The sequence below is a fragment of the Pseudomonas sp. p99-361 genome (assembly GCF_003935475.1).
GTDB lineage: Bacteria > Pseudomonadota > Gammaproteobacteria > Pseudomonadales > Pseudomonadaceae > Aquipseudomonas > Aquipseudomonas juntendi.
Genome location: NZ_RHQO01000025.1, coordinates 39,228 through 65,239 on the forward strand (window position 1 = coordinate 39,228; position 26,012 = coordinate 65,239).

At 63.4% G+C, this 26,012-nt stretch carries 26 protein-coding genes and 1 pseudogene; 14 read left to right on the forward strand and 13 right to left on the reverse strand.

Features of this window, described 5'->3' with window-relative positions; translation table 11 throughout:
• Position 1 precedes the first annotated feature (1 nt).
• From EGJ22_RS13420 to EGJ22_RS13435, 4 genes are all read left to right on the forward strand, one after another.
• Positions 2 to 634, forward strand: a complete 633-nt coding sequence (locus tag EGJ22_RS13420; protein ID WP_029886497.1) for a response regulator transcription factor — start codon at positions 2 to 4, stop codon at positions 632 to 634.
• Between the two features lie 161 nt (positions 635 to 795).
• Positions 796 to 1,269, forward strand: a complete 474-nt coding sequence (locus tag EGJ22_RS13425; RefSeq protein WP_009686669.1) for a MarR family winged helix-turn-helix transcriptional regulator — start codon at positions 796 to 798, stop codon at positions 1,267 to 1,269.
• Between the two features lie 29 nt (positions 1,270 to 1,298).
• Complete coding sequence (locus tag EGJ22_RS13430; protein WP_009686670.1) at positions 1,299 to 2,492, forward strand: HlyD family efflux transporter periplasmic adaptor subunit; 1,194 nt, start codon at positions 1,299 to 1,301, stop codon at positions 2,490 to 2,492.
• Positions 2,489 to 4,024 carry a DHA2 family efflux MFS transporter permease subunit gene (locus EGJ22_RS13435; protein ID WP_009686671.1) on the forward strand — a complete coding sequence of 512 codons (1,536 nt, stop codon included), beginning with the start codon at positions 2,489 to 2,491 and terminating at the stop codon, positions 4,022 to 4,024. The genes EGJ22_RS13430 and EGJ22_RS13435 overlap by 4 nt, the downstream gene beginning before the upstream one ends.
• A gap of 104 nt (positions 4,025 to 4,128) precedes the next feature.
• Here the strand turns inward: EGJ22_RS13435 and EGJ22_RS13440 are convergent, their stop codons facing one another.
• The 4 genes from EGJ22_RS13440 to EGJ22_RS13455 all read right to left on the reverse strand — a co-directional run bounded on the left by EGJ22_RS13440 (position 4,129) and on the right by EGJ22_RS13455 (position 9,462).
• On the reverse strand, positions 4,129 to 5,751 hold the full coding sequence (locus tag EGJ22_RS13440) for a PAS domain-containing sensor histidine kinase (RefSeq protein WP_033744673.1): 1,623 nt from the start codon (positions 5,749 to 5,751) through the stop codon (positions 4,129 to 4,131).
• 487 nt (positions 5,752 to 6,238) lie between these two features.
• Entirely contained in the window at positions 6,239 to 7,648 is a 1,410-nt protein-coding gene (gene mapR / locus EGJ22_RS13445; RefSeq protein ID WP_029886495.1) for a GntR family transcriptional regulator MpaR, read from the reverse strand.
• A gap of 50 nt (positions 7,649 to 7,698) precedes the next feature.
• Complete coding sequence (ccoG, locus tag EGJ22_RS13450; protein ID WP_029886494.1) at positions 7,699 to 9,102, reverse strand: cytochrome c oxidase accessory protein CcoG; 1,404 nt, start codon at positions 9,100 to 9,102, stop codon at positions 7,699 to 7,701.
• A 120-nt stretch (positions 9,103 to 9,222) separates the two neighbouring features.
• Positions 9,223 to 9,462, reverse strand: a complete 240-nt coding sequence (locus EGJ22_RS13455) for a DUF3203 family protein (RefSeq protein WP_029886493.1) — start codon at positions 9,460 to 9,462, stop codon at positions 9,223 to 9,225.
• A 187-nt stretch (positions 9,463 to 9,649) separates the two neighbouring features.
• Here EGJ22_RS13455 and EGJ22_RS13460 point away from each other — a divergent pair, with 187 nt between their 5' ends.
• On the forward strand, positions 9,650 to 10,168 hold the full coding sequence (locus EGJ22_RS13460; protein WP_009686678.1) for an MgtC/SapB family protein: 519 nt from the start codon (positions 9,650 to 9,652) through the stop codon (positions 10,166 to 10,168).
• 529 nt (positions 10,169 to 10,697) lie between these two features.
• Here the strand turns inward: EGJ22_RS13460 and EGJ22_RS13465 are convergent.
• The 3 genes from EGJ22_RS13465 to EGJ22_RS13475 form a co-directional block, all read right to left on the reverse strand.
• Positions 10,698 to 11,597, reverse strand: coding sequence for a hydroxymethylglutaryl-CoA lyase (locus EGJ22_RS13465; protein WP_029886492.1), 900 nt, complete (start codon positions 11,595 to 11,597; stop codon positions 10,698 to 10,700).
• 19 nt (positions 11,598 to 11,616) lie between these two features.
• On the reverse strand, positions 11,617 to 12,015 hold the full coding sequence (locus tag EGJ22_RS13470; RefSeq protein WP_009686680.1) for a MerR family DNA-binding transcriptional regulator: 399 nt from the start codon (positions 12,013 to 12,015) through the stop codon (positions 11,617 to 11,619).
• Positions 12,016 to 12,123: 108 nt separating this feature from the next.
• Positions 12,124 to 13,002: a helix-turn-helix domain-containing protein gene (locus EGJ22_RS13475; protein WP_029886491.1), complete on the reverse strand. Its 879-nt coding sequence runs from the start codon at positions 13,000 to 13,002 to the stop codon at positions 12,124 to 12,126.
• Positions 13,003 to 13,174: 172 nt separating this feature from the next.
• Between EGJ22_RS13475 and pobA the strand changes: the two genes are divergently transcribed.
• The 4 genes from pobA to sodC all read left to right on the forward strand — a co-directional run bounded on the left by pobA (position 13,175) and on the right by sodC (position 17,848).
• Positions 13,175 to 14,362, forward strand: a complete 1,188-nt coding sequence (gene pobA / locus EGJ22_RS13480; protein ID WP_029886490.1) for a 4-hydroxybenzoate 3-monooxygenase — start codon at positions 13,175 to 13,177, stop codon at positions 14,360 to 14,362.
• Positions 14,363 to 14,477: 115 nt separating this feature from the next.
• A complete protein-coding gene (gene ggt / locus EGJ22_RS13485; RefSeq protein ID WP_029886489.1) occupies positions 14,478 to 16,268 on the forward strand; it encodes a gamma-glutamyltransferase in 1,791 nt (596 codons plus the stop codon).
• A 69-nt stretch (positions 16,269 to 16,337) separates the two neighbouring features.
• Entirely contained in the window at positions 16,338 to 17,219 is an 882-nt protein-coding gene (locus tag EGJ22_RS13490) for a LysR substrate-binding domain-containing protein (RefSeq protein ID WP_029886488.1), read from the forward strand.
• A gap of 113 nt (positions 17,220 to 17,332) precedes the next feature.
• Entirely contained in the window at positions 17,333 to 17,848 is a 516-nt protein-coding gene (gene sodC, locus EGJ22_RS13495) for a superoxide dismutase family protein (protein ID WP_029886487.1), read from the forward strand.
• A 101-nt stretch (positions 17,849 to 17,949) separates the two neighbouring features.
• Here the strand turns inward: sodC and EGJ22_RS13500 are convergent, their stop codons facing one another.
• Entirely contained in the window at positions 17,950 to 18,786 is an 837-nt protein-coding gene (locus EGJ22_RS13500; RefSeq protein WP_029886486.1) for a bifunctional allantoicase/(S)-ureidoglycine aminohydrolase, read from the reverse strand.
• Positions 18,787 to 19,024: 238 nt separating this feature from the next.
• Here EGJ22_RS13500 and EGJ22_RS13510 point away from each other — a divergent pair, with 238 nt between their 5' ends.
• Together EGJ22_RS13510 and EGJ22_RS13515 are read left to right on the forward strand one after the other, a co-directional pair.
• A complete protein-coding gene (locus EGJ22_RS13510) occupies positions 19,025 to 19,903 on the forward strand; it encodes a hypothetical protein (RefSeq protein ID WP_029886485.1) in 879 nt (292 codons plus the stop codon).
• A gap of 77 nt (positions 19,904 to 19,980) precedes the next feature.
• The gene (locus tag EGJ22_RS13515) at positions 19,981 to 20,664 is read left to right on the forward strand and encodes a TetR/AcrR family transcriptional regulator (protein WP_029886484.1); all 684 of its coding nucleotides are present in this window, start codon (positions 19,981 to 19,983) and stop codon (positions 20,662 to 20,664) included.
• A gap of 16 nt (positions 20,665 to 20,680) precedes the next feature.
• Here EGJ22_RS13515 and EGJ22_RS13520 read toward each other — a convergent pair whose 3' ends face one another.
• On the reverse strand, positions 20,681 to 21,688 hold the full coding sequence (locus EGJ22_RS13520; RefSeq protein WP_009686690.1) for a GlxA family transcriptional regulator: 1,008 nt from the start codon (positions 21,686 to 21,688) through the stop codon (positions 20,681 to 20,683).
• Between the two features lie 181 nt (positions 21,689 to 21,869).
• On the opposite strand from EGJ22_RS13520, the gene EGJ22_RS13525 reads away from it, so the two are divergent.
• Both EGJ22_RS13525 and EGJ22_RS13530 read left to right on the forward strand, forming a co-directional pair.
• Entirely contained in the window at positions 21,870 to 22,340 is a 471-nt protein-coding gene (locus EGJ22_RS13525) for a hypothetical protein (protein ID WP_029886483.1), read from the forward strand.
• Between the two features lie 89 nt (positions 22,341 to 22,429).
• Entirely contained in the window at positions 22,430 to 22,642 is a 213-nt protein-coding gene (locus EGJ22_RS13530) for a PLDc N-terminal domain-containing protein (protein ID WP_009686692.1), read from the forward strand.
• Positions 22,643 to 22,714: 72 nt separating this feature from the next.
• Here EGJ22_RS13530 and EGJ22_RS13535 read toward each other — a convergent pair whose 3' ends face one another.
• Complete coding sequence (locus EGJ22_RS13535; protein ID WP_029886482.1) at positions 22,715 to 23,026, reverse strand: hypothetical protein; 312 nt, start codon at positions 23,024 to 23,026, stop codon at positions 22,715 to 22,717.
• Between the two features lie 186 nt (positions 23,027 to 23,212).
• Between EGJ22_RS13535 and EGJ22_RS13540 the strand changes: the two are divergent.
• Positions 23,213 to 23,473, forward strand: a pseudogene (locus EGJ22_RS13540) (EamA family transporter); the annotation flags it as partial.
• Here the strand turns inward: EGJ22_RS13540 and EGJ22_RS13545 are convergent.
• The 3 genes from EGJ22_RS13545 to EGJ22_RS13555 form a co-directional block, all read right to left on the reverse strand.
• Positions 23,448 to 24,167, reverse strand: coding sequence for a TorF family putative porin (locus EGJ22_RS13545; RefSeq protein ID WP_009686695.1), 720 nt, complete (start codon positions 24,165 to 24,167; stop codon positions 23,448 to 23,450). The pseudogene EGJ22_RS13540 and the gene EGJ22_RS13545 overlap by 26 nt on opposite strands.
• Positions 24,168 to 24,247: 80 nt before the next feature.
• A complete protein-coding gene (locus EGJ22_RS13550) occupies positions 24,248 to 24,499 on the reverse strand; it encodes a hypothetical protein (RefSeq protein WP_029886480.1) in 252 nt (83 codons plus the stop codon).
• Between the two features lie 229 nt (positions 24,500 to 24,728).
• Positions 24,729 to 25,748, reverse strand: a complete 1,020-nt coding sequence (locus tag EGJ22_RS13555) for a branched-chain amino acid aminotransferase (RefSeq protein ID WP_009686697.1) — start codon at positions 25,746 to 25,748, stop codon at positions 24,729 to 24,731.
• Between the last annotated feature and the right edge of the window lie 264 nt (positions 25,749 to 26,012).

Genomic DNA, 26,012 nt, shown 5'->3' on the forward strand with positions numbered 1-26,012 from the left:
GGTGCAAGCAAAAGTCTATGTGGTCGATGACGACCAGGGGATGCGCGATTCGACTGTCTGGTTGCTGCAGTCGGTAGGCCTGCAGGCGTTGCCATTTGCCACCGGGCAGGCGTTTCTGGAGGCGTGCGTCGACGACGGGCCTGCCTGCGTGCTCCTGGATGTGCGCATGCCGGGGCTCGGTGGCCTTGCCGTGCAGCAGGCCATGCACGCGCGTGGGCTGGCCCTGCCGGTGGTGTTCGTCAGCGGGCATGCCGATGTGCCCATCGTGGTACGGGCGTTCAAGGCGGGCGCCTGTGACTTCATCGAAAAGCCCTACAACGATCAGTTGCTGCTCGACAGTGTGCAGGCCGCACTGGAGCGCGCGGGGCGGGTACGCCAGGGCGATCAGGCGTTGGCGCAGGTGCAGGTGCGTATCGACAGCCTCACACCGCGAGAGCGTGACGTGTTCGTGCCGTTGGCCCAAGGGCTGAGCAACCGTGAAATCGCCGGACGCCTGGGCATCAGTGTGAAAACCGTCGACCTTTACCGCGGCCGGGTAATGAAGCGGCTCCAGGCGACCAGCCTGGCAGAGCTGGTGGGCATGGCCATAGCCTGCGGGGCGGTCGAAGCGTTGGGGCTGCGGGCTCGGCAGTAGCAACGCGGGTGGCGCCCTGGCCAAGGGCGGGGCTTGCGCAGGCCATGACCGTGGGTACCGAACGGGCTGAATGATGAAATTTTGCATAGCAAGCTAATCAAAGCTTTGACATTCACTGCCTAGGCAGTAATATTTTCACACAACTCCCCGAGCGGTTATCGATGGCCCATTTTTCCCCCGAAAACTTCCAGAGCTGCGCCATTGGCATGCTGCTGGGGCGCGCGGCGATCCTCAAGGACCGCATCCTCGACTGGCACCTGGAGTCGGAGGGCGTGACCGCCGCCCAGTTCAAGGTGTTGATCATCGTCACCCAGTACCAGGTGGATACGCCGGCCGAACTGTGTCGCTACCTCGGGCTGGACAGCGGTTCGATGACCCGCATGCTCGACCGCCTCGAGCAGAAGGAGCTGATCGTGCGTAACCGCTGCGCCGACGACCGGCGCCAGGTGCGCCTGGCGCTGACGGCCGATGGCCAGCGCCTGGCCGACCGCCTGCCGGAAATCGGCGCTGCCGCCATGAACGAACTGTGCGGCGTGCTGGCCCCAGAAGAGTTGCAGACCCTGGAAGGCCTGTTGGCCAAGGTCCTGCTCAATGCCGGCGACCCCTTGACGGTGCGCCGCTTCGGCGACCGTTGAACCCTGTCACGAATTTTCAAGGTATTGTCATGGCCACTTCCACAGACACCCCGACACCCTCCGCAGCGCCCGAGCCGTCGCGCAAGCGCAAGGCCTGGCTGCTTGGCCTGCTGTTGCTGCTGGTGCTTGCCGGCATCGGCACCTGGGCCTGGTACAGCCTGGTCGGCCGCTGGTATGAAAGCACCGACGACGCCTACGTCAACGGCAACGTGGTGGAAATCACCCCCTTGATCACTGGCACTGTGACCAGCATTGGCGCCGATGACGGCGACCTGGTGCATGCCGGCCAGGTGCTGCTGCAGTTCGACCCGGCCGACAGCCAGGTGGCCCTGCAGTCGGCCGAAGCCAACCTGGCGCGCACCGTGCGCCAGGTGCGCGGGCTGTACAGCAATGTCGACTCGCTCAAGGCCCAGCTGGCGACCCGCCAGGCCGAACTGCGCAAGGCGCAGCAGGACTTCAACCGGCGCAAGGTGCTGGCCGACAGCGGTGCCATCGCTGCCGAGGAGCTGTCCCACGCCCGCGATGACCTGAGCGTGGCCCAAGCCGCGGTCAACAGCGCCCGCCAGCAACTGAGCACCAGCAGTGCCCTGGTCGACGACACCGTGGTGTCGTCGCACCCCGAGGTCATGGCGGCTGCGGCCGACCTGCGCCAGGCTTACCTCGACCACGCGCGCACTACCTTGGTGGCGCCGGTCACCGGGTATGTTGCCAAGCGGACCGTGCAGCTGGGCCAGCGCCTGCAGCCGGGCACCGCGACCATGGCGGTGATCCCGCTGGACCAGGTATGGATCGACGCCAACTTCAAGGAAACCCAGTTGCGCGACATGCGGATTGGCCAGCCGGTAGAGATCAGTGCTGACCTTTACGGCAGCGCAGTGACGTACAGCGGTACCGTCGACAGCCTCGGCGCAGGCACCGGCAGCGCCTTCGCCCTGCTACCGGCGCAGAACGCCACGGGCAACTGGATCAAGATCGTGCAGCGGGTGCCCGTGCGTATTCACCTGAACCCCGAGCAACTCAAGGACCACCCGCTGCGTATCGGCCTGTCCACCGTGGTCGAGGTCAACCTGCACGACCAGAGCGGCCCGACCCTTGCCCAGCAACCGCCGCAGAAGGCCAGCTATACCACTGAGGTTTATGACCGCCAGCTGGGCGAAGCCGATACCCTGATTGCCAAGCTGATCCACGAAAACAGCGCCCCTGGCAAGACGGCGCAGCGATGAGCGATAACGCCGCAGCGCAGTTCACCCCGCCGAGCCTGCTGCTGACCACCATCGGCCTGTCGCTGGCCACGTTCATGCAGGTGCTCGACACCACCATTGCCAACGTGGCCTTGCCGACCATTTCCGGCAACCTGGGCGTCAGCTACGAGCAGGGCACCTGGGTCATCACGTCGTTCGCGGTGAGCAATGCCATTGCCTTGCCGCTCACCGGCTGGCTGAGCCGGCGTTTTGGTGAGGTGAAGCTGTTCATCTGGGCCACGTTGCTGTTCGTGCTGGCCTCGTTCCTGTGTGGTATCGCCCAGTCCATGCCGGAGCTGGTCGGCTTCCGCGTGCTGCAGGGCGTGGTGGCCGGGCCGCTGTACCCGATGACCCAGACCCTGCTGATTGCCGTCTACCCGCCGGCGAAACGGGGGATGGCCCTGGCGCTGCTGGCGATGGTCACGGTGGTGGCGCCGATCGCCGGGCCGATTTTGGGTGGCTGGATCACCGACAGCTACAGCTGGCCATGGATCTTCTTCATCAACGTGCCGATCGGCCTGTTCGCTGCTGCAGTGGTGCGCCAGCAAATGCGCACCCGGCCGGTGGTGACCAGCCGCCAGCCGATGGACTACATCGGCCTGCTGACACTGATCATTGGCGTGGGTGCGTTGCAGGTGGTGCTGGACAAGGGTAACGACCTGGACTGGTTCGAGTCGTCGTTCATCATCGCCGGTAGCCTGATATCGGTGGTGTTCCTGGCGGTGTTCGTGATCTGGGAGCTGACCGACCGCCACCCGGTGGTGAACCTGCGGCTGTTCGTGCATCGCAATTTTCGCGTAGGCACGCTGGTGCTGGTCGGGGGGTATGCCGGGTTCTTCGGTATCAACCTGATCCTGCCGCAGTGGTTGCAGACGCAAATGGGCTACACCGCCACCTGGGCGGGCCTTGCGGTGGCGCCGATCGGCTTGCTGCCGGTGATCATGTCACCGTTCGTGGGCAAGTACGCGCACCGCTTCGACCTGCGCGTGCTGGCGGGGCTGGCGTTCCTGGCAATCGGGGGCAGCTGCTACATGCGCGCCGGGTTCACCAGCGAGGTGGATTTCCAGCATGTGGCACTGGTGCAGTTGTTCATGGGGATCGGGGTCGCGTTGTTCTTCATGCCGACCTTGAGCATCCTGCTGTCCGACCTGCCGCCGCAGCAGATCGCCGACGGCTCGGGGCTGGCCACCTTCCTGCGGACCTTGGGCGGCAGCTTTGCGGCGTCGTTGACCACCTGGATCTGGATTCGCCGGGCGGACCAGCATCATGCTTACCTGAGCGAGAACATCAGCCAGTTCGACCCGACCACGCGGCATACCCTCGAACAGCTGGGCGGGGCCAACCCGCAGAGTTATGCGCAGCTTGAGCAGATACTCAACGGGCAGGCCTACATGATGTCCACGGTGGACTACTTCACCCTGATGACCTGGGTGTTCGCCGGGTTGATCCTGTTGGTGTGGTTTGCCAAGCCACCGTTCACCGCCAAGGCGGGGCCGGCGTCGGCGGGGCATTGACGCCGTTGTGCAGGTTGGCACGCGGTGGCGGCTGCCACTTGCGCCTCCCTCGTATGCCACCGGCAGGTTCATCGACCTGGGCGGCGGGCGCTAAGCCGTGCCGCTCAGCGTGACAACGGCGTGCCGGCCAGCATCCGCGCCACCAGGTCGCTGAGCTGTGCCAGCTCGAAGGGCTTGTGCAGGACCGCGAAACGACGTGCTGTGGGCAGCTCCGGTTGCTCGCTGGTATAGCCGGTGATGAACACCACCGGCGTGGTTTCCGGCAGACTGTTGCCCAGTGGCTGACCAACCAGCCCTCCAGGCAGGCCGGAATCGGTGATCAACAAGTCCGGCTGCAGGCCGCCCTGCAGTGCGGCCACGGCGTGTTGACCATCGCCGAATGCATGCACGTCGTGGCCTTGCTCCTGCAGAATTTCGCTGATGACCAGGCGCATGGTTTCCTGGTTCTCCACCAGCATGATCAGGTTGGCCGTTCTGGCAGGCATGGGCGGTGGGGGTTGGGGCAACGCCGGTGGGGCCGCCACCTGGGTGTCGTCCCTGGGCAGGTAGATATCGATGCAGGTTCCTTTACCCGGCACACTGTCGATTTGCAGCTGGCCCCTGGATTGCCGGATGAAGCCGTAGACAATTGACAGCCCCAGCCCAGAACCCTGGCCAAGCGGCTTGGTGGTGAAAAACGGTTCCGATGCTCGCTGCATCACGTTGGCTGGCATGCCGATGCCCGAGTCGCTGACGCTGATCCGTACATAGTCGCCACACGGCAGGTCCAGGCTGAGGGCCTGCTCGTGGGTCAGTGTCTGGTTGGCACTGCCAATGCACAGCGTGCCGCCGGAGGGCATGGCATCGCGGGCATTGATGCACAGGTTGAGCAAGGAGCTCTCCAGCTGCGAGAGGTCGACGCGAACCGGCCACGCACCCGGCTGGGTCTGGTCGTTGAAATGAATGCCCGCATGCAGCGAGTTGACGATCAGTTCGCGCATGCCAGCCAGCAACTGATGCACATCCACCGCCTGGGGCGTCAGCACCTGTTGGCGGGCAAATGCCAATAGCCGCTGTACCACCGCCGCGGCCCGTTGGGCGTCCTGGCGGGCCGCGCCAAGCAACCGCGCAGCTTCGGGGTAACGCTGTTCATCCTGGCGTTGAATGGCGCTTTCCAGGGCAGCCAGGATGCTGCCCAGGAAATTGTTGAAGTCGTGGGCAATACCCCCGGTCAACTGACCGACCGCTTCCATCTTCTGCGACTGGACCAGGGCAGTTTCAATCTTGCGCAGGCGCTGCTGTTCGTTGATGCGCTCGGTGATGTCGTAGGCGAACAAGTAGCCACCCTGAATCATCAAGCGGTTATCACGCAACGGGTTGTAGCGGATTTCGTAGTGCCGCAGTGCTTCAGGCGGCCCCACGGCAATATTGTCGACGAAGGCCTCGCCCGCCAGAATGCGCGGCCAGACCGGTGCCAGCTGGCTCATGATATCGGGCTGGCGCGCCAGCAACTGCGCAATGTGGTCGCCAACCTGGGGGACGAACCCCCGCAGGCGCAGGAACGTTTCCTGTGCTGTGCGATTGATGGCCAGCAGCCTGAGGTTGCAGTCGGCAGCAAAGACATTGGCCAGGCTGTGGTCGACCAATTCCCCCAGCAGCTTGTTGTTTGCGTCTGCCTGGTCGACACGCTCGGACAGTTGCTGATTGATTGCCTGCAGCCGGTGTACGCTGACTTGCGCGGTTGGCATACCGGTAAAGATCACGGCTACGCGTTTATCGCTGGCAGGCTCCAGCCGGTGCACCGACAGGCTCAACCAGCGATCGGTCGCGGCCAGCCGTTCTTCGAACTGCAACGCACGGCCGCTGCGCGCCACTTCGGCGAAGCGGGGTAGCCAGGTATCGACTTCGTTCGGGATCAGTTCACGGGCCGTCTGACCCATCTGCTTGGCATGGGCAGTGTGACGAAGGCAGGCCTCATTGCTGAGGATGTAGCGGTAGTCATGGACCTGCCCGTTATCGTCCTCCAGCAGCTCCAGTACACAAAACCCCTCTTCCATGTGCTGGAGCAAAACATCCTGGCAGGCCGCTTTCAGCTGCAGCTCAGCAACCTGGGCCTCCAGTTCGAGCACCTTGTCGTGAAGTGCCTGTGTGCGAGAAGCGGCATCGTCCTGAACCATGCTGAGCTCCCTCGGTAATGGATCGCACTACTATAGTTAGCATGATTGCCATTTGCCTTCAAAATGACCGAATGATCCGCCCCAGGGTTTCCATGGCTTGTTCGGCGGCGGCGTTCCAGGGGCTGCCGTAGTTCAGGCGAATGCAGTTGCCGAAACGTCGGGTGGGCGAAAAGATCGGGCCGGGGGCGATGCTGATGCCTTGAGCCAGGGCCATGTGGAACAGTTTGAGGGCGTCCATTTGCTCGGGCAGCTCCAGCCACAGAAAGTAACCCCCGGAGGGCTGGCTGACCCGCGTCTGGGCCGGGAAGTACCGGGCGATAGCGGCGAGCATGTTGGCCTGTTGGCCTTCCAGTGCGTAGCGCAGTTTGCGCAGGTGGCGGTCGTAGCCGCCGTGCTGCAGGTAGTCGGCGATGGCGGCCTGGGCAGGCATCGAGGCACACAGGGACGTCATCAACTTCAGCCGCTCGATTTTCTGCGCGTAACGCCCGGCCGCGACCCAGCCAATGCGGTAGCCAGGGGCCAGGCTCTTGGCGAACGAACCGCAGTGCATCACCAGCCCCTGGGTGTCGAACGCCTTGGCCGGCTTGGGTGCCTGCTGCGCGTAGTACAGCTCGGCGTAAACGTCGTCCTCGATCAGGGGCACCTGGTGCCGTGCCAGCAGTTGTACCAGCGCCTGCTTGTTCGCCTCTGGCATGCTGGCGCCGACCGGGTTCTGGAAGTTGGTCATGCACCACACGGCTTTGACCGGGTGCTTGTCCAGGGTGTGCGCAAGCACCTCCAGGTCCATGCCCTGGCGCGGGTGCACCGGGATTTCCACTGCCTTGAGCTTGAGCCGCTCCAGCACCTGCAGGCAGGCATAGAACGCGGGCGCTTCGATGGCGACCAGGTCGCCCGGCTGGGTGACCGCCTGCAGGCACAGGTTCAACGCCTCCAGGGCGCCGTTGGTGATCAGCAGTTCCTCCATGGGCAGCATCAGCCCGCCAACCATGTAGCGCAGCGCGATCTGGCGGCGCAGCTGCGGGTTACCGGGTGACAGGTCGGTCACCACCATGCGCGGGTCCATGCTGCGGCTGGCGCTGGCCAGCGAGCGTGACAGGCGTTGCAGCGGGAACAGCTCGGGGCTGGGGAAGGCGGAGCCGAACGCCACGGTGTTGGGGTCCTTGATCGAGTCGAGGATGGAGAACACCAGGGCACTGACGTCGACATCGGTGGACTCGCTGGCCGGCTGTAGCGGCTGCGGCTCGCTGAACTGGCGCGGCGCGTGGGCGTTCACGAAGTACCCCGAGCGTGGCCTGGCGCGGATCAGCCCGCGCCGTTCCAGCAGGTAATAGGCCTGGAACACCGTGGACGGGCTGACCCCGTGCGTCTGGCTGGCGTAGCGCACCGAGGGCACCCGCTGGCCGGGGCCGAGCACCCCGGAGCGGATCAGTTCGGCAATATCGTCGGCGAAGCGTTCGTAGCGTTTCATTCTGGCCTTCTGTCGAAGCCTGGCAGGCAAGGTGGTTGCAGTGTAAGGGATCAGCGGTTCATGGGTGCGACGAAGCGGCTGTGGGCCACGCTGCGTATGGCGGGGTCGTCACGTTCGCTGATGACAAAACTGAGTGTCTGCGAACTGCTGGTCGGCCGCTCGGCGAGCATTGCCACCGACACCGGCAGTTCGCTCATTTCGCCTGCGGGGATGACCAGTGCCGTGTCGCCCTGCAAGGTGAAGCCGTCGGCATCCTGCAGGCGCAGCACGTAGTGTTGGGTGCGCTCGGTCTTGTTGATGACCTTGAGCAGGTAGATGTTCTCGATCTGGCCCTGGGCGTTTTCGCGGAACAGGCCGCGGTCCTTGATCACATCCAGCGACACCATCGGGCGCAGCTGCAAGGCCAGCACCAACGCTGCCAGCATGACCACCAGCGCAGTGGCATAGCCCAGCAGGCGTGGCCGCAGCCAGTGGGTGGAGCCGCCTTGCAGGCTGTGTTCGGACTTGTAGCCAATCAGCCCGCGGGCATAACCCATTTTGTCCATGACCCCGTCGCAGGCATCGATGCACGCCGCGCAACCGATGCAGGCCATCTGCAAACCGTCGCGGATATCGATACCGGTGGGGCAGACCTGCACACACAGGGTACAGTCGATGCAGTCGCCCAAACCTTGGGCGCGAGCATCGCTGCCTTTTCTGCGCGGGCCACGGGCCTCGCCACGGCGTGGGTCATAGGCAACTGTCAGGGTGTCCTTGTCGAACATCACGCTCTGGAACCGCGCATACGGGCACATGTGCAGGCACACTGCCTCGCGCAGCAGGCCGGCATTGATGTAGGTGGCCGCGGTGAAGAACAGTACCCAGAACAACGCTACGCCGCCCAATTGCAAGGTCAGCAGTTCTGCAGCCAGCGGGCGGATCGGGGTGAAATAGCCGACGAAGGTCAGCCCTGTGGCCACACCAATGGCCAGCCACAGGCAGTGCTTGGCCGTGCGCCGGGCCAGTTTGTTCAGGCCCCAGGGGGCGGCGGCCAGCCTGATGCGCTTATTGCGGTCGCCCTCGGTGACTTTCTCGCACCACATGAACAGCCACGTCCAGGTACTTTGTGGGCAGCTGTAGCCGCACCACACTCGGCCGGCGTACACGGTCACGGCGAACAGGCCGAAGGCACAGATGATCAGCAACGCCGATAGCAGGATGAAATCCTGGGGCCAGAAGGTCGCGCCGAAGATGTGGAACTTGCTGTTGGCCAGGTCCCACAGCACGGCCTGGCGGCCGTTCCAGTCGAGCCAGGCGGTGCCGAAGAACAGCAAGAAAAGCGCGCCAGCGAAACCCATGCGCAGGTTGCGGTACAGCCCGGTGAAGCTGCGGGTGTGAATGCCGCTGTCCGTGCGGCGCGGTTTGACGCTGGCCGGGGCGGTGTCGATCTCTGTGCAAAGGATTCTGTCATTCATGGGTGGGTGCTCATCAGGCCTCGATCAGGCTTGAGCACTATGGCGCCGAAACTGTTAGCAGCACAGGTTCAGATTTAGCGCCAAAAACCATAGCAGATACCGCGCAGGCGTCGCCGGCCCCTAGATTACCGAGCCTGGAGTGCTGGCCTTCAGGTGCCTGCGGCTATCCACCGCACCTGCTACGGTCAAGGCGTCGGCCTCGGCTTCGGTGATGGGCACGCGTTGACCGCCGTGCAGCGCCACCGACATGCGCAACTGTTCGTCGGTAATGATTTCGATATCCGGGCCAGCACACTCGATACGCAGGTTTTCACCAGTCAAGGTGCAACGGCGGGTGGCTTCATCGATTTCAACGGGCATGGTCAGGCCTCCTGGGTGGGTTACAGGGTGGACCGCGAGGGGGGCGGGGTCGTTGCATCGGCGGGCTGAGTGGCACTTTGCACGGCGGCTGGCGGTCAGTGTCTATACACAGCAGGCCCGGCTGCTTGCAGGCACACCCTGCGCACTGCCGGGCAGGTAGCACAATGCTCAGCATGGGAACCAGGCAATGGAGCTGATCTGGCAGGTAATACAGGCAGAGTTCGCCGATGTGACCGATGCGAGTGAGGTCACGCGCATTCTTTTACGGCTGTTGATGGCAGCGGTGCTCGGTGCAGTACTGGGGTTCGAGCGCGAACACAGGGGCAAGTCGGCGGGCGTACGCACGCACATGCTGGTATCGCTGGGGGCCGCGCTGTTCGTGCTGGCACCGAGCATGGCCGGGGCCGATGCACAAGCCCTGAGCCGGGTGATACAGGGTATCGTCGCCGGTATCGGCTTTCTGGGTGCGGGCACCATCCTCAAAGGCAACGGCAAGGACACCAGCCATGTGAAGGGGCTGACCACGGCCGCAGGTCTGTGGATGACCGCTGCCATTGGTACGGCCGCTGGCATGGGCCGCGAAGCCACAGCGCTGATCAGCACGGTGCTGGCCCTGCTGGTGCTGGCCACGATGCCGGTGCTGGTGGACAAGTTCGAGGGGGAAAACGAGGATAAACAGAAGGAGGAAGAGGGCAGGAAGCACTGAGGGGAGCCGAAGCTCCCCTCAAAGCGTTGTTGCCTGCTCTTTTTTTATTATTGGGACTGGCCTGTTGTTGTTTTTGTCGGCGTGTCCGGGTGTTGCGGGCGACCCCCATGCGGGGTCAAGAGCAAACGTATTTTTTTGAGCGCTGACCTGCTTTCATCATTGCTGATCCGAACCTGGCTGCTGCTACCTCGAGGTAGTTTTGTTGTTCTGTGCCAGACCGCGGGGCGGGCCCCTGAAAAGACTGCCTACTCCAAAAAAATCTGCTTGCTGCGCCTCTGCCGTGTTGTTCTTGTTATGTCAGAGCCGTTATCTGTTGTTTTTATTGGGTGTCGCATTTTTTTTGTTGTTGTACGAAAGATATAGCAGGCAGCGTGCCAACTTTTGAATATCCTCTAGAATCAAGCAGTTAGCAGATTTTGAAAAAATGTAGGCCCCGAATTTTTGTCGATTTGTTTCCCTGTTACCCGATTTTTCGCTGTGGAATGGGGGGCGGTAACACTCACCCACACCTCTGTGACACCTTCATGACCTACTGCGCCATGCGCGCCCGCGCCACCCGTGAACCGTTGCTGCGGCCCAGTACCTGGCTGATGCGCTGCCCAGCGGCAATCAGCCTGTCCAGGTCGATGCCGGTTTCGATGCCCAGCCCCTGCAACAGGTAAAGCACATCCTCGCTGGCGATATTGCCGGTGGCGCCTTTGGCATACGGGCAACCGCCCAGGCCGGCGACCGAGCTGTCGAACACATTGATGCCTTCGAGCAGGCTGGCGTAGACATTGGCCAGGGCCTGGCCATACGTGTCATGGAAGTGCCCGGCCAGTTGCTCGCGTGGCACCTGCGCCGACACCACCTCGAACAGGCGCCGGGTGTCGCCGGCGGTGCCAGTGCCGATGGTGTCGCCCAGCGATACCTCGTAGCAGCCCATGTCGCGCAGCTCGCGGGCAATCGGTGCCACCTGCTCGGCGCTGACCTTGCCCTCGTAGGGGCAGCCCAGCACGCACGACACATAGCCACGCACCCGCACACCGTGGCTGCGGGCAGCTGCCATGATCGGTTCGAAGCGCTTGAGGCTGTCGCTGACCGAGCAGTTGATGTTGCGCTGCGAGAACGCTTCGGTGGCCGCGGCGAACACCGCCACTTCCTTTACCCCCGCGGCCAATGCGTCTTCAAAACCGCGCAGGTTCGGTGCCAGCGCTGCATAGGTAACGCCTGGGCGCTGCTGGATACCGGCAAACACTTCGGCCGAGCCGGCCATTTGCGGGACCCACTTGGGCGACACGAAGCTGCCCACTTCAATGTAGGCCAGGCCCGCTTCGGTGAGGTCGTCTACCAGGCGCACCTTGGCGCTGACGCTGATGGGTTGGGCTTCGTTCTGCAGGCCGTCGCGGGGGCCGACTTCGACCAGGCGCACGTGGTTGGGCAGGGACATGGTGGTTTTCCTGTGGCGTTCAGCGGTTGTCTGTGTTGTTGAGGGTGGCGGCCAGTGCTTGCTCGCAGCGTTCCTGGGCCGTGTCCAGCTCCAGTTGCATCTGGTGAATGTCGAGCAGTTGCTGCTCCAGCTGGGCGCGGCGTTCGGCGATTTTCGCCAGCATGCTGTTGAGCTGTTTGAGGTTGCCGCTGGTGGGGTCGTACAGCTCGATCAGCTCGCGGCACTCGGCCAGGGAAAAGCCGATGCGCTTGCCACGCAATATGAGCTTCAGGCTGACCTTGTCGCGCGCCGAATAGATACGTTCCAGGCCCCGGCGCTCCGGGCTCAACAGGCCCTGTTCCTCGTAGAAGCGGATGGCGCGGGTGGTGATGTCCAGTTCGCGGGACAGGTCGGAGATGCTGTAGGTCTGCGTGCTCATGCTGGGGCTCGGGCGGAAGTATCCGGGTATCCTGAGGCCAGCTTGACGTAAACGTCAAGCAAGCGCGAGCGTGGGCATGGCCTGCGGACCTGGGGCCAGGCAGGCCGGTCATTCAGGCTGCACTGCCCGCCGATACGCATTGGGCGTTTGCCCACTCAGGCGCTTGAACCAGCGGGCAAAGTAGGTGGGGTCGCTGAACCCCAGGCTATCGGACAACTGGCCGATGCTCATGCGTGTGTAAACCAGGCTGCGCCGCGCCTCGAGCAACAGGCGCTGGTGCACCACTTGCAACGCCGTCTGCCCGCTCAGCGCCCGGCACAGCTGGTTCAACTGCAGGCTCTGCACATTCAGCCGTGCGGCGAATGCCTCTATCGACAAGTGCTCGCGGTAGTGCGCTTCGACCAGGCGCAAATACTGCCCCAGCAACTGGCGGTCGCGTTCATCACGCGTGCGCGGGGCCTGCCCAAGCTGCTGACGGCGGCTGATCCACACCATCAGGGCGGTCACCAACGCCTCCAGCATGGCGGCCCGCGATGGGGCGTTGCCCTGGTATTCCTGCTGCAAGGTCTCGATCAGACTGCGCAGGTGCGCGCGATCCCGGCCCAGCGGGTAGCTTACCGGCTTGGACAACACCGCCAGCGGTGCGCCCAGGCGCTGCTCAAGGTTGGCCACCAGCGCGGCGCCAAAAGTGAGCACGTGGCCCTGGATGTCGGCACTGAAGCGAAAGCCATGCACGGTCAGGGGTGGCACCACCTGGATCGCGGCTTCGCTTAGGGCAGTGCGGGTGCCCTCGATTTCCACCTGGGCCTGCCCGCGTTGCACGTACAGCAATTGAAACAGCTCGGCATGTTGGTGGGGCTTGATCTCCCAGTGGTGCAGGCGGCTGCGTGCCGGGATCGGCTCACAGTGCAGCAGGTCGGTACCAGGCCAGGCCTGGTTTTCCCCATACAACTTGAACAGCGGAACGCCGGGGAGGGTGGATTTCATCAGCTTTGGCCTGTCCGTTAATCGAACGTTTTTTGTAAAAGTGCAGGTTTTGCATGGAATAGCACAGCTCAGTTGGGGTTTTTGCCCGTAAAAATGCAAAGGCAAACCCTAACAGCAGATGCCGCGCCACCGCCAGTGCAGGGCCGGTATCGTTCCAACAGAGACAACAACAATGAAAACTCAGGTTGCAATCATTGGCGCGGGCCCGTCGGGCCTGCTGCTGGGTCAACTGCTGCATAACGCCGGTATCGACACGGTGATCGTCGAGCGCCAGACCGCCGAGTACGTGCTGGGCCGCATCCGCGCCGGGGTGCTGGAGCAGGGCACGGTCGACCTGCTGCGCGAGGCCGGTGTGGCCGAACGTATGGACCGCGAAGGCCTGGTGCACGAAGGTGTCGAGCTGCTGGTTGGCGGGCGCCGCCAGCGCCTGGATCTCAAGGCCCTGACCGGCGGCAAGACGGTGATGGTCTATGGCCAGACCGAAGTTACCCGTGACCTGATGCAGGCCCGTGAAGCCAGCGGGGCCCCCATCTTCTATTCGGCCAGCAATGTTCAGCCGCATGAGCTCAAGGGCGAGAAGCCCTACCTGACCTTTGAAAAAGACGGTCAGGTCCAGCGCCTGGATTGCGATTACATTGCTGGGTGTGACGGCTTCCATGGGGTTTCCCGGCAGAGCATTCCCGAGGGTGTGCTCAAACAATACGAACGGGTATACCCCTTCGGCTGGCTGGGCCTGCTGGCGGATACACCGCCGGTCAACCATGAACTGATCTATGCCCACCACGCCCGCGGTTTCGCGCTGTGCAGCCAACGTTCGCAAACCCGCAGCCGCTACTACCTGCAAGTGCCGCTGCAAGACCGTGTCGAGGAGTGGCCCGACGAGCGCTTCTGGGGCGAACTGAAAGCGCGTTTGCCTGCCGAGGTGGCAGCGGACCTGGTCACAGGCCCGGCCCTGGAGAAGAGCATCGCGCCGCTGCGCAGCCTGGTGGTGGAACCGATGCAGTATGGCCACCTGTTCCTGGTCGGCGATGCCGCGCATATCGTGCCGCCAACCGGGGCCAAGGGGTTGAACCTGGCAGCCTCGGACGTCAACTACCTGTACCGGATTCTGCTCAAGGTGTATCGCGAGGGGCGTACCGAGCTGTTGCAGCAGTATTCGCCCCTGGCCCTGCGCCGGGTATGGAAGGGCGAGCGTTTCAGCTGGTTCATGACCCAACTGCTGCACGACTTCGGCAGCCACAAGGACGCCTGGGACCAGAAGATGCAAGAGGCTGATCGCGAGTACTTCCTGACCTCGCCGGCAGGTTTGTTGAACATTGCCGAAAACTATGTGGGCCTGCCGTTCGAAGAGGTGGTTTGAGGCTGCCGCTTCCCGCTGACGAGGCCGGGAGCCAGGAAAATCGCGCAAAAGCTTGAACTCGGGTTTGGCCATGACCCACAGTGGCGGGCTGAATGGGTGAAGCAGGAAGCACGCGATGACATTTTCCAAGCCACTGCTTGTGGCCCTGTGGCTGCTGGCTGCCAGCGGGGCGGCGAAGGCCGAGCAGGCGCTGCCAGTTGCACCGGAACTGGCTTCCGGGTACCGCACCGGCCTGCAGCCGGTGCACGCCAGCCGGCACATGGTGGCCGCTGCCAACCCGCTGGCCAGCGAAGCGGGGCGGGCGATACTGCGGGCCGGTGGCAGCGCCATCGACGCTGCCATCGCCATGCAAATGGTGCTGACCCTGGTCGAGCCGCAGTCCAGTGGCATTGGCGGTGGGGCTTTCATCCTGTATTGGGATGGCGAGCGCGTGCAGGCATTCGACGGCCGCGAGGCAGCCCCGGCGGGGGTCACGGAACAACTGTTTCTGCAGGCCGATGGTGAGCCGATGCCGTTCCGCCAGGCGCAGATCGGTGGCCGCTCGGTGGGGGTGCCGGGTGTGCTGCGGGCGTTGCAGATGGCCCACCAGCGCTATGGCAAGCTGCCCTGGCGCGACCTGTTTGCACCGGCCATCGCGTTGGCCCGCAGCGGCTTTGCGGTTTCCCCGCGCTTGCACACGTTGATAGCGGGTGACCCGTTCATTGCCCAGTCACCGGCCATGGCGCGTTACTTTCTGGATGAACAGGGCAGGCCCTTGCCAGTGGGGGCTACCCTGCGCAACCCGGCGCTTGCCCAAACCCTGGAGCTGATCGCTGCGCACGGCGCCGATGTGTTCTATAGCGGTGAGATTGCCCAGGCCATGGTGGCCCAGGTGCGCAGCCATGCCAATCCCGGTTACCTGTCGCTGCAGGACTTGCAGCAGTACCAGGCCAGGCAGCGCGAGCCGGTATGCGGCCCCTACAAGGCCTGGCAAATTTGCGGCGTGCCGCCGCCGTCTTCCGGCGGGGTAACGGTGTTGCAGACCCTGGGCATCCTTGAAGCCGCTCAACGGGCCGTGCCTGCGCATGACCTGGCTGGGTTGCGGCCGCAGCCCACTTCATCCCCGGCGGGCATTGAAGCAGCGCCAATGGCCGTGCACCTGGTCGCCGAGGCCGAGCGCCTGGCCTATGCCGACCGCGCCCAGTACCTGGCAGACAGCGATTATGTGCCCGTGCCGGTCAAGGCCCTCACCCACCCGGCCTACGTGGCCAGCCGCGCCGCCTTGATCGGGGCACACAGCATGAAACGTGCGCGCCCAGGCCAGCCGCCTGGTGTCGACCTGGCCCTGGCGCCGGACCGCTCGCCCCTGCGCATTTCTACCTCGCACCTGAGCGCAGTGGATGACAGCGGTCATGCCCTGGCCATGACCACCTCGGTCGAGGCCGCGTTCGGCGCGCACGTGATGGTCAGGGGCTTCCTGCTCAACAACACCCTGACCGACTTTTCGTTCATCCCGCAGGAGCGCGGCCGGCCTGTGGCCAACCGGGTACAACCTGGCAAGCGGCCGCTGTCGGCCATGGCGCCGACCCTGGTATTTTCCCGCGCTAGCGGGGAGCTGGTGGCCAGCCTGGGTTCGCCGGGGGGCTCACAGATCATCGGTTACGTGAACAAGGCACTGCTCGGCCTGCTGGATTGGCAACTGGACCCGCAGCAGGCTGCCGGCCTGCCCAATTTCGGCAGCCGCAATGCCGGCACGGAAGTGGAAGCAGGGTTGGCCAGCCCGGCACTGGTCCGCCAGTTGGCGGCCTGGGGCCACAAGGTCACGCCAATGACCATGACCAGCGGCATGCAGATCATCCAGCGCACCGCTGACGGTTGGGCCGGAGGGGCCGATCCGCGGCGCGAAGGGGTCGCCCTCGGCGACTGAGCGGGGCGTTGCAGGGCCTGGGATAGCGTGATAGAAGTCTGTCTTGTCATTCATTAGTTGAATACCAAGATGTCCAATAGCGCGAAATCGAATAGGGCCCTGTTCGACCTTGACCTGTTGCGCGCCACGGTGGTGGTGGCCGACTGCGGCAGTTTCACCACCGCGGCCGCGCGCCTGCATTCCACCCAGTCGACCATCAGCCAGAAGGTTCGCCGCCTTGAGGACATGGTTGGCCACCGGTTACTGGTACGCGGCAACCGCGACGTGCTGCCAACCGACGCCGGGCAGACCCTGCTGGGCTATGCCCGGCATATGCTGGCGCTGAACGACCAGATGCTCGAAGCCTTGGCCGGGGCCATGGTCGGCACCACCGTGCGCCTGGGTGTGCCGGAAGACTTCGTCGGCGGGCGGACCACCAATGCGCTGGCGGCGTTCAGCCGCCTGCACCCGCAGGTAAAGCTGGAGGTGACCAGCGGCCTGTGCCGCGACCTCAGCCAGGCCTACGACAACGGTGAGCTCGACCTGGTGCTGCTCAAGCAGCGGCGCAACACCCGCGAGGGCGTGGCATGCTGGCCAGAGCGCCTGCAGTGGATCGACAGTGCCCGCGCGCCGGCGTTCGAGCTGGACCCGGTTCCGCTGGTGACCTTTCCGCCACGCGGCCTGTACCGCGAAGACATGATCAATGCCATCGAGGGCATGGGCCGGCGCTGGCGTATCAGCTTCACCAGTTCCAGCCTCAGTGGCATCCAGGCGGCCGTGGCCGATGGCATGGGCGTCAGTTTGCTCCCGCCGCGCGCGGCGACAGGCGAGCACCGGGTGCTGGGCGAGGGGCAGGGGCTGCCGGAGATCGATAGCTATGAAATCGTTATTGTTCACCGGCCGACCGCTGACATCATGGTCAAGGCCCTGGCCGAGGTGATGACTCAATTGCTGGCCAGGGGCGGCATCTAGCCCAACGAGAAAAGTGTTTCAGGCTGTGGCGCGATGGAATGTCTGGCAGGGCCGTGCAGTCCCACCGTTAACGTGGGCAGTACGCCCAGCAACCCAAGCCATGGAGACGCACTATGAAAACAGCTGCATTTGTCGCTTTACTGGCCAGCGCCGGGTTGGCCCAGGCGGCCGAAACGGTCGAACTCAAGCTGGCCGGCCCCGACGGCCCTGGCAAGTCCATTGGCACTATCAGCATCGAGCAGAACAAATATGGCACGTTGCTCACCCCCGACCTGAAGGACCTGCCGCCAGGCGTGCACGGCTTCCACCTCCACCAGAACGCCTCGTGCGCACCGGCGCAAGACGGCGGCAAACCTGTGCCAGCGGGCGCTGCGGGCGGGCACTGGGACCCGGATTCCAGCAACGCCCACAAAGGCCCCTATGATGACAGCGGTCATCGTGGCGACTTGCCGGCGCTGTATGTGGGGGCCGATGGCAAGGCCACCTATCCGGTCCTCGCGCCGCGGCTGAAGGCCACCGATTTCAAAGGCCATGCACTGATGGTGCACGCCGGCGGTGACAACCACAGCGACCACCCCGAGAAGCTGGGTGGCGGTGGAGCCCGGGTGGCCTGCGGGGTCGTGCAGTAAACGCTTGCCCGTGCGCCTGAAACAAGGTCGCCCCTGCAGGTTCACGCAAACCTGCGGGGGCGGCCTTGTGTCGGGAGCAGGGCGCCATGCGCCCCGGTGCCTCAGCGCTTGGGGTTCAGCGTCAGGTGCACGTGACGGTTCACGTCCTTGTACAGCAGGTAGCTGAACTTCCCTGGGCCACCTGCGTAGCAGGCTTGCGGGCAGAAGGCGCGCAGCCACATGAAGTCGCCGGCTTCCACTTCGACCCAGTCCTGGTTCAGGCGGTACACCGCCTTGCCTTCCAGCACGTACAGGCCATGCTCCATCACGTGGGTTTCCGCGAACGGGATCACGCCGCCGGGCTGGAAGGTGACGATGTTCACATGCATGTCGTGACGCATGTCGGCCATGTCGACGAAGCGGGTAGTGACCCAGCGGCCTTCGGTGCCCGGCATTTCAATGACGGTGGCGTTGTCACGGTGGGTCACGAACGACTCAGGTGCGTCCAGGCCCTCGACTTTCTGGTAGTGCTTGCGCAGCCAGTGGAAGGTGACATTGGCTTTGCTGTTGTTGCGCAGGCTCCACTCGGCGCCTGGCGCCAGGAACGCGTAGCCGCCTGGCACCAGGGTGTGGTGCTTGCCTTCGACGGTGATGTCCAGTTCGCCTTCGACGATGAACACCACGGCTTCGGCATCAGGGTCCAGCTCAGGGCGTTCGCTGCCGCCTTCCGGGGCCACTTCGACGATGTACTGTGAGAAAGTTTCGGCAAAACCGGTCAACGGGCGGGCGATGACCCACATGCGCATCTTGTCCCAGAATGGCAAGTGGCTGGTGACGATGTCACGCATCACGCCTTTGGGGATGACGGCGTAGGCTTCGGTGAACATGGCACGGTCAGTCAGCAGCTCGGTTTGAGCCGGGTGCCCACCGTGGGGGGCGAAGTACGAATGGTTCGACATGGACAATCTCGACTTGTTGTTCTCTCCCCGTGCCGTGAACCGCACCGGCCGGTGCGGCGCAGGGGATGTGGCGACAGAATAGGGTCGAGCGCGCGCCATGCACAAATTAAATGTTGGAATACCCAGGATTCGATCGCTGAATGCGCGTTCGCACGCAGGGGCTGCCGAGCAGATAATTCCGACATATTTTTCACATTCCCTTGTTAGGATCCCCCGGCATTTCCAAGGAGCCCCCCTTATGCCGTCTATCCTGCGCAAGCGCAGCACCCGAATCGTCTTCACCGCCACCACTGGCCTGCTCGTGGCCACATTGGGCTTTTTCGCCTGGCAAAGCTTCTATCCGGTGCAGGCCGCGGCAGGTTGGAAAGTCGGTGTGCTGCACAGTGACGTGACCAAGGCTGCGTCACTGTTGCCGCAAGCCGATGGCAGCCTGCTGGTCAGCCGCGAGCTGGACGACGGCCGCGGCAGCATCCTCAAGATCGCCGCCGACGGCGCCCGGGTGGTAGTCATCAATAACCTGTCCAAACCCGACGGCATGGTCGCGGCCCAGGGCGGTTGGGTATTCAGCCAGGAGGGCGGTGCCGCGCCCGTCAGCCTGGCCCGCAATGGCAAGGTCACGCCGTTGTTCGATGGCGACAGCGTGCAAGGGCTGTGGAACGACGGCAAGCACCTGTATGCCATCGAAGACCGCAAAGGTAACGGCCGCCTCATGCGCTACGACTGGCAGAGCGGGCAACTTGACATACTGCGTTCCGGCCTGACAGAAACCGAAGGGCTGACACGCTGTCGGGGCGACCTGTTGTACACCGAAAAAGCCAAGGGCACCGTGCGCGCCCTGGCCGACGATGGCAGCGACCCGGTGGTGGTCGACGGTTTGCGCAACCCCACGTTCCTGTACTGTGACCAGCGTGGCCTGTGGATCAGCGAGGACAACACGCACCGCGCCCGGCTGCTGCGCATCGCTGCCGACGGCAGCCAGCACACGGTGCTGACGTTTCTCAAGGCGCCCCAGGCCATCATCGCCGACGGCAAGGGCGGTTACCTGCTGGCCGAGGGCGGACGCGACCGTGTCTTGCACCTGACGCCGCCAGCAGAGCCGGTCACGGCCCAGCGCTAGTCGCAACAGCGTGCTTCCCTGCACGGCCGTGCTCACGGATAATCCCCCACATTCCAATAAACAGCCTGTGAGTGGGTATGAGTGATTCCGTAGTCGGCCTTGGCCAGCCTGAAACCGAAGGGGGGCGCAGAACGCGCAAGAACAACCCCGAGAAAACCCGCGAGGATATCCTCCAGGCCGCCATCCACGAATTCGTTCAGCAAGGGCTGGCCGGGGCTCGCGTAGACGCCATCGCTGAACGCACGGCTACGTCCAAGCGCATGATCTACTACTACTTCGGCAGCAAGGAGCAGTTGTATTGCGAGTGCCTGGTCAAGCTATACGGCGATATTCGCAAGACCGAGCAAAGCCTGGACCTGGAGTCGCTGCCGGCCGACCAGGCGATCCGCAGGCTGGTGGAATTCACCTTCGACCACCACGACCGCAATGTCGACTTCGTGCGGATCATCTGCACCGAAAACATCCACTACGGCGAATACGTCAAGCAGTCCCCGGCTATTCGCGAAATGAGCAGCCTGGTGCTCGAAGCCTTGGGCAACACGCTGCGCCGTGGGGTAGAAGAAGGGGTGTTCCGTAGCGGTATCGAGGTGATCGACCTGCACATGCTGATGAGCTCGTTCTGTTTTTACCGGGTGTCCAACCGGCATACCTTTGGCGAGATCTTCCAGATAGACCTGTCGGATGACCAGGTCAAGCTGCGGCACAAGGCGATGATCTGTGATGCGGTGCTGCGCTACATTCAGGTTGGGCAGCGCCCCTGACGCTGCGCCAGCCTGCTCAGTCGCCCAACCGCTGCTCACGCGAGGGCGGGTAGCCAAAATACGCCGCATAGCATTTGCTGAAATGTGACACCGAAACAAAGCCGCAAGCCACCGCCACTTCCATCACCGACAGGTCGGAATACTGCAGCAGCCTGCGGCTTTTGGTAATGCGCAGCTCCATGTAGTAACGCCGCGGCGATGTGCCCAGTTGGGCCTGGAACAGCCGGTCGATCTGCCGCCGTGAGCGCCCGCTGTAGGCGGCCAGCTGGTCGAGGCTGAGGGTTTCTTCGAGGTTGTTCTCCATCAGTTCGACAATGGTACGCAGGTGCAGGCTCATGGACTTCTTGGCCCCCGGCCCGACCTGGCGGTAACGGGCGCCTGAGAACGACAGAATTTCTTCCACGCCTTCGGCCAGGCCGTCACCATACAAGCGCCGCACCAGCCCCAGCATCAGTTCCATGGCGCCGTTCGGGCTGGCGGCACTGAGCCGGTCACGGTCGAGGGTGAAGCTGGCCGGAGTAATGCGGGTTTGCGGGCTGCGCTCGGACAAACTGGCACGCTGCTCGGGGTGAACGCTGCAGCCATAGTCATCCAGCACCCCGGCGCGCCCCAGGAACCAGGCGCCGTTCCACAAGCCACCCAAGGCCATGCCATGGGCCGCGCAATCACTCAGCAAGCGGTCGAGTACCGGGTATTTCAGCGGCGTACGCAAGCCCCCGCAGATGACCAGCAGGTCTGGTGACTGCAACGCCTGGGGGGACAATTCGGTGGCTACCAGTTCCAGCCCAAGGTCGCTGAGCACGCGGTCGCCGTCCAGCGACAGCGGGGTGAAACTGAAGCTGTCGGTACGCAGCAGGTTGGCCGTGACCAGCACGTCCATGGCCACGGTGAAACTGGCCATGGAGAAGTGTTCGAGCAGCACGAAATCGACTTGATAAGGGGCCTGGGCGTCGGCGCTGCTGGCCTTGAGCCGCAGCATGTTGCTGGTACTGGTCTTCTTGCTGAACTGGCGTGGCGTGGGCACTCTGAACTCCGCTTGCTGGCTGGCTCGCAGAGTGTGGCCGGTGGCTGGAGGAAAGACAATCTCCCCGGTGGCGGTGTCGTATTACAGGTCGTGTTCAGGCAACCTGTATGGCTGCAGACTTTCCCACTATGCTTTGCCATAGGCGCTTGCATGAAACGCCTGGCCCTTGAGGAACCTATCGATGAAATACGCCGCTGCCTTGTTGCTCAGCTTGTTGCCATTGCTGGCCACGGCCATGGAGCCGGGCGAACCGCTCGCGCCCTTCACGTTGCTTGACCAGCATGACAAGGCCTACACCCTGAGCGCGGACACCCAGGTACTACTGGTGGCGCGCGACATGGACGGCGCCAAGTTGGTCAAGGCTGCACTGGCCGACGCGCCCAAAGACTACCTGGAAGCACGCAAGGCCGTATTCGTCGCCGACATCCAGCGCATGCCTGCGTTGATCAGCAAGCTGTTCGCCATCCCGGCCATGCGCGGTTACAGCTATAGGGTGCTGCTCGACCGGGAAGGGCGGGTAGCCAGCCGGTACCCCGGGCAGCCAGGGCAGGTGCAGTGGTTGCAGTTGCAAGAAGGCAGATTGGTGAGCCAGCAGGCGTTCACCGATGCCGCGGCATTGAAGGCGGCGCTGGAGCGTGCGCCGCAGCAGTGAGGTGCGTTACCTGCAGGAGTGGTCAAAACAATCTGAACCCTCAGCGTCAATAACAACCCAAGCCATTACACGGCAAAGAGAGAGCGCTTATGGAAGTCGGAACGATCTGGATCATTGTCGCAGCCTTGGTCATCCTCATGGAAATCTGGGCCATCTGGAACATCATCGGCAGTGAGCGGCGCGCCGAACGCAAGATGTTGTGGGTGGTGTTCGTCGTCTACGCGCCAATCCCCGGCTTGTTGTTCTGGGCCTGGCGCGGCCCGCGCGCCGTAAAAGGCCGGTCCGTACTCGAAGAAAAATGACAGGCACAGGCATCAGGCGCTCGCGCGCCTGATACCGTCAGCGGTCACTTTCCAGCGGTCACTTTTCAGCGGTCATTTGGGCAGCACGTTGAAGCGAATGGCGGGGCCGAGGCCGTTCACCATCAGGCAGCCGTAGAACTTCACGGTGGACAGCACGCCCAGCGTCTTCAATGCATCGTGTATGAATGCGTGGAATACGCGCCCGGCATCCTTCTGGCGGTCGGCAAGCGTCGCGGCCTCGAGCGTGACCACCCCAAGCAAGGTGGTCTCGATGTGCTGGACGGTTTCCAGGCCGGTTTTCTCGCGAAGGTACGTACGTGCCTTCGCCGCATCTGCCTCATCCCCTTCGACGGTGTAAGCCAACTGAAAATCGAATTTGCTCATGGTTTTGTCCTTGGTTGCGCTAAAGCGTCCGTGCCGTGCCGTGCACCTTACCGGCATGCGCAAGTTGTGAAAACGAACGAGGTGTTCAACAATCTCATCTGTTTGTAGGAAACGACCTACTTGACCTCGAGTACCACACCATGAGCACTGGCACCACCTCGTTTGCCGGGCAAAAGGCTCGTGCCCGGCTCCGGTGTGCTGGCTTCCGGAGCCGGTTATGCCGTGTGGTATGGCGTGGTGGGGCAGGTTAGTGCGCAACAGGCGGCGACCCTGCAGCTGAGTGTGCCGGTGCTGGCCGGGTTGGGCGGGGTTGCGCTGATCGGTGAGCCGTTATCGCTGCGTTTGTTGCTCGCCAGTGTGGTAGTGCTGGGCGGTATTGCGCTGGCGCTGGTGCCGCGCCGCCAGGCCCTGCAGGCAAAGCCTAGAAAAAGCTGCGCTGGGCCTTGAGGGTGACCACGCTGTCGCAATAGGTGTTCATGCCTGAGTAGGCGTCACAGCTGGTGCCACTGAGGCTCGAGTTGCTGTAGATCAGGTTCAGGTCGATGCCTAGCCAAGGGCGCGACAGTTCCAGCGACCAGTCGGAAAAGGCATTCACCTGGCTGCCATCGCCGATGGTGAAGGGTGTGCCCAGACGGTGATGGGCGAGTTTGACGGTGAGGTCGACATCGAACAAGGGCAGTTGGCCAAAATCGGCGAACAGCGTACCGGTGCGGTTGTCGGGGTTGTCGCGCAGTGCACCGCCGAACCGGCTGCCCAGCACCGACACTCCCCCATACAGGGCTACGCTCTCGGCGCCGGCGATGTTTGGCTGGCTGTAGTGGATCAACCCCACTTCATAGCCCAAGGTGCTGTCGAAGTGGTGCTTGTAGCCCATGTAGCTGTCCAGGCGCAGGGTCGAGTTGGCCGTCACCCCCATGCTCGGGGCATATTGGCCGACGTACAGCCCACTGGGGTGGCTGAAATCCATGCCGCCATGAAACGCGCCGACCGCCGTGGGTGAAATCAACCCTTGGGCCATGCTGCGGGAAGGGGTGGTGCCGAGTGTAAAGTCGAAATCGCCCAGTTGGCGCTTCATCTGCTGGGCCAGCAGAGGGGGGCTGAACAGCAGGGCAATGCTCAGCAACAGCAGGGGCCTGAACATGGTCACCGTCCTGGAGGGCTTACGGTAGAGCGTTCAGGATACCTGCCCGAGCGGCCGCTGAAAACCATGTAGCGGCGGGTTCAGCCTTTGGTCGAACGGTCGGCATCGGCTGCCTCGGTCACCACCGGCAGGTTGCCGGCACGCTGGATCACCCGGCGTTGCTGCTCATAGTCGTCCAGCGACAGACCGCGGCGCTGCAAGGCCTCCAGCTGTAACTGGCGGGTTTCGTCGGCGCTGTACGGGCGCAGTTCAGGGTGGCTGGCACAGCCGCTGCTGATGGCGAGGGTAAGCAGGGCAAACGTGACAGTCAGCAAGCGGGCCAGGGTGTTCATCAGGTAGCTCCAGGGGCCAAGGGTGTAGGTGGCGAGGCGATGGAGCTAGGTTATGTGGTTGCCGCGCCCGGTAGAAATTGCCCCTCTCGATAGTGACTATTGATGCACGGCGCCCTGGCCATTGACGCGCAGAAGCTCAAACCTTGCAGGCTGCCGCCTGGTGGCTCGATCCATGAAAAACGGGGCATGCCAGCGATGGCATACCCCGTTTTTACACCGCAAAAGCGTTTCAGGCGACTTTGACGATCCAGCCAGCCGGTGCTTCCACATCACCGCTCTGGATGCCGGTCAGCTCGTTGTAGAGCTTCTGCGTGACCGGGCCGACCTTCTCCAGGTCGTGGAACACGTGCAGCTTGCCGTTGTACTCGATGCCACCAATCGGGGTGATCACCGCAGCAGTACCGCAGGCGCCGGCTTCGACGAAGCGGTCCAGCTTGCTGATTTCCACGTCACCTTCGACCACGGTCAGGCCCAGGCGCGATTGTGCCAGCTCCATCAGCGACAGGCGGGTGATGCCAGGCAGCACCGAGGCCGATTTAGGCGTGACGAACTCATTGTTGGCGGTAATGCCGAAGAAGTTGGCCGAGCCCACTTCTTCAATCTTGGTGTGGGTCAGCGGGTCGAGGTAGATGGCGTCGGCGAAGTTGGCTTTCTTCGCTTCGGCACCTGGCTGCAGGCTGGCAGCGTAATTGCCACCGACCTTGGCGGCACCGGTGCCCTGCGGTGCTGCACGGTCGAAGCTGGAGATCTGGAAGTTGTGCGGCTTCATGCCGCCCTTGAAGTACGAGCCAACTGGAATGGCGAAAACCGAGAAAATGAACTCGGGGGCGGTGCGCACGCCAATGTTGTCGCCGGTGCCGATCACGAACGGGCGCAGGTACAGGGCGCCTTTACCATGCGGTGGCACGAACTTTTCGTTGGCCTTGACCACTTGCTTGCACGCCTCGATGAACACATCGGTCGGCACCTGCGGCATCAGCAGGCGGGCGCAGCTGCGCTGCATGCGGGCGGCATTCTGGTCCGGGCGGAACAGGTTGATGGAGCCATCCTTGCAGCGGTAGGCCTTCAGGCCCTCGAAACATTGCTGGCCATAGTGCAGCGCGGTGGAGCCTTCACTGATGTGCAGCACGTTGTCTTCGGTCAGGGTGCCCTTGTCCCACTCGCCATTGCGCCATACGGACAGGTAGCGTTTGTCGGTCTTGATGTAGTCGAAACCCAGCTTGTCCCAATTAATGCTTTCGTTGCTCATGACACCCTCATTGTCTTGCTAATGCCCGATCGCTCGGGCTGCTGTTATATGCGCACCATGCCACCTTAATACATCCGTGGCGGATCGGGAACGGCCGGTCAAGAATTGACAGGCTGCGATGCATTATTTGCGGGTGCTGCAGGCGCAGGGACGGCATCGAGGCTGCAAGGTGATTGTCACAATATTGTCAGCGCCTGTGAGATCGAGCGCCGCCCGCGCGGCGCATCGCGAGCTGCGCTCGCTCCTACGTTTGTTTCGGGCCAG

Excerpts from the sequence above, each read along its gene's own strand:
- EGJ22_RS13425 (WP_009686669.1), top strand. The coding sequence starts at position 796 with ATGGCCCATTTTTCCCCCGAAAACTTCCAGAGCTGCGCCATTGGCATG.
- EGJ22_RS13430 (WP_009686670.1), top strand. The coding sequence starts at position 1,299 with ATGGCCACTTCCACAGACACCCCGACACCCTCCGCAGCGCCCGAGCCG.
- EGJ22_RS13435 (WP_009686671.1), top strand. The coding sequence starts at position 2,489 with ATGAGCGATAACGCCGCAGCGCAGTTCACCCCGCCGAGCCTGCTGCTG.
- EGJ22_RS13440 (WP_033744673.1), bottom strand. The coding sequence starts at position 5,751 with ATGCCAACCGCGCAAGTCAGCGTACACCGGCTGCAGGCAATCAATCAG.
- mapR (WP_029886495.1), bottom strand. The coding sequence starts at position 7,648 with ATGAAACGCTACGAACGCTTCGCCGACGATATTGCCGAACTGATCCGC.
- ccoG (WP_029886494.1), bottom strand. The coding sequence starts at position 9,102 with ATGAATGACAGAATCCTTTGCACAGAGATCGACACCGCCCCGGCCAGC.
- EGJ22_RS13455 (WP_029886493.1), bottom strand. The coding sequence starts at position 9,462 with ATGCCCGTTGAAATCGATGAAGCCACCCGCCGTTGCACCTTGACTGGT.
- EGJ22_RS13460 (WP_009686678.1), top strand. The coding sequence starts at position 9,650 with ATGGAGCTGATCTGGCAGGTAATACAGGCAGAGTTCGCCGATGTGACC.
- EGJ22_RS13465 (WP_029886492.1), bottom strand. The coding sequence starts at position 11,597 with ATGTCCCTGCCCAACCACGTGCGCCTGGTCGAAGTCGGCCCCCGCGAC.
- EGJ22_RS13470 (WP_009686680.1), bottom strand. The coding sequence starts at position 12,015 with ATGAGCACGCAGACCTACAGCATCTCCGACCTGTCCCGCGAACTGGAC.
- EGJ22_RS13475 (WP_029886491.1), bottom strand. The coding sequence starts at position 13,002 with ATGAAATCCACCCTCCCCGGCGTTCCGCTGTTCAAGTTGTATGGGGAA.
- pobA (WP_029886490.1), top strand. The coding sequence starts at position 13,175 with ATGAAAACTCAGGTTGCAATCATTGGCGCGGGCCCGTCGGGCCTGCTG.
- ggt (WP_029886489.1), top strand. The coding sequence starts at position 14,478 with ATGACATTTTCCAAGCCACTGCTTGTGGCCCTGTGGCTGCTGGCTGCC.
- EGJ22_RS13490 (WP_029886488.1), top strand. The coding sequence starts at position 16,338 with ATGTCCAATAGCGCGAAATCGAATAGGGCCCTGTTCGACCTTGACCTG.
- sodC (WP_029886487.1), top strand. The coding sequence starts at position 17,333 with ATGAAAACAGCTGCATTTGTCGCTTTACTGGCCAGCGCCGGGTTGGCC.
- EGJ22_RS13500 (WP_029886486.1), bottom strand. The coding sequence starts at position 18,786 with ATGTCGAACCATTCGTACTTCGCCCCCCACGGTGGGCACCCGGCTCAA.
- EGJ22_RS13510 (WP_029886485.1), top strand. The coding sequence starts at position 19,025 with ATGCCGTCTATCCTGCGCAAGCGCAGCACCCGAATCGTCTTCACCGCC.
- EGJ22_RS13515 (WP_029886484.1), top strand. The coding sequence starts at position 19,981 with ATGAGTGATTCCGTAGTCGGCCTTGGCCAGCCTGAAACCGAAGGGGGG.
- EGJ22_RS13525 (WP_029886483.1), top strand. The coding sequence starts at position 21,870 with ATGAAATACGCCGCTGCCTTGTTGCTCAGCTTGTTGCCATTGCTGGCC.
- EGJ22_RS13530 (WP_009686692.1), top strand. The coding sequence starts at position 22,430 with ATGGAAGTCGGAACGATCTGGATCATTGTCGCAGCCTTGGTCATCCTC.
- EGJ22_RS13535 (WP_029886482.1), bottom strand. The coding sequence starts at position 23,026 with ATGAGCAAATTCGATTTTCAGTTGGCTTACACCGTCGAAGGGGATGAG.
- EGJ22_RS13545 (WP_009686695.1), bottom strand. The coding sequence starts at position 24,167 with ATGTTCAGGCCCCTGCTGTTGCTGAGCATTGCCCTGCTGTTCAGCCCC.
- EGJ22_RS13550 (WP_029886480.1), bottom strand. The coding sequence starts at position 24,499 with ATGAACACCCTGGCCCGCTTGCTGACTGTCACGTTTGCCCTGCTTACC.
- EGJ22_RS13555 (WP_009686697.1), bottom strand. The coding sequence starts at position 25,748 with ATGAGCAACGAAAGCATTAATTGGGACAAGCTGGGTTTCGACTACATC.